The organism is Campylobacter sp. FU_497, assembly GCF_025772425.1.
Classification (GTDB): domain Bacteria; phylum Campylobacterota; class Campylobacteria; order Campylobacterales; family Campylobacteraceae; genus Campylobacter_D; species Campylobacter_D lari_C.
In genome coordinates this window covers 1-1,107 of the sequence record NZ_JAKMSC010000038.1, presented here as the reverse complement: position 1 = coordinate 1,107, position 1,107 = coordinate 1, and the positions used below count along the sequence as shown (strand labels likewise).

General features: G+C 28.5%; 1 protein-coding gene. It reads left to right on the top strand.

What is annotated here, in order from left to right; genetic code table 11:
- Nucleotides 1-165 precede the first annotated feature (165 nt).
- On the top strand, nt 166-1,107 hold a 942-nt coding region (locus L8W68_RS08175), incomplete at its 3' end, for a cache domain-containing protein (RefSeq protein WP_263675758.1).

The window sequence follows — 1,107 nt, the reverse complement described above, 5'->3', positions numbered from 1 at the left end:
TTAATCTGCTTTGTCTGCGGTAAGTTTTGCTTGCCTTTTTTACTTTCAAATAAGTTTTTGTTAAATAATATTTTTTTTGCATTTAAATAAAATATTTTTTTATTAAAAATAATATAAGATAATTTTTCCCTTAAATTATGTAATCTATAAAAAAGGATGATTTAGATGGGAAAAATTTCAAAAAGTTTAACAGGGAAATTAACTTTTTTTGTGTTTTTAGCAATTATAGCTATTTTATTTATAGCAAATGCATTTAATTATGCTGAAGTAAAACATGATGTGCAAAAACTTATTAATGATATACAAGTTAAAACCATGCAAGATGTTTTAAAGAATTTTGATGATTATACTGCTTCAAGAAGTGATGCAATAAAAGCTGTTGCATCTGAAATTCAAAAAAATCCTAATGCGAGTTTAGAAGAAATTTATACTATGGTTAAAATCGCAAAAGAATCAAGTCGTTTTGATGTTTTATATGTTGGTCTTGCTAACAATGGTGCGATGATTAGATCAAATGGAAATCATCAAATGCCTTCTGATGGCTATGATCCAAGAACTAGAACTTGGTATACAAGCGTTGCTTCTGGAGAAGATAAAGTGGTGATATCAAAACCTTATATCGCCCCTAGTTTAAAAGCCCCTTCTTTATCTTTTTCATATCCTATAGTTGTAAATGGAAAATTTATAGGTGCAGTTGGTGGAAATTATGATTTAAATACTTTTTCAGATAATGTTTTATCAATGGGAAGATCTCAAAGTGGCTATACCGTAGTTTTGGATGATGAAGGAACTATACTTTTTAATGAAAATTCTAAAGCGTTATTAACAAAAGATAATTTAAGTGAAAGCATAGTAAAAGCTTACCTTGCAACTCCTGAAGGTAAAGAAGGAAAACTATCTAGTAAACCTATGCTAATTAATGATGGTAATGCACCTCGTAAAGCAGTAATTTGCCAAGAGTCTTCAACAGGATATAATGTCTGTGTAATAGCGGATGAAAAAATTTATAAAGATCCGGTAAATAATGCCTTGATAAAACAGATCATCATAGGAATCATAAGCTTAATAATAGCTCTTGTGATTATAAGATTTATGATTAATTACAAC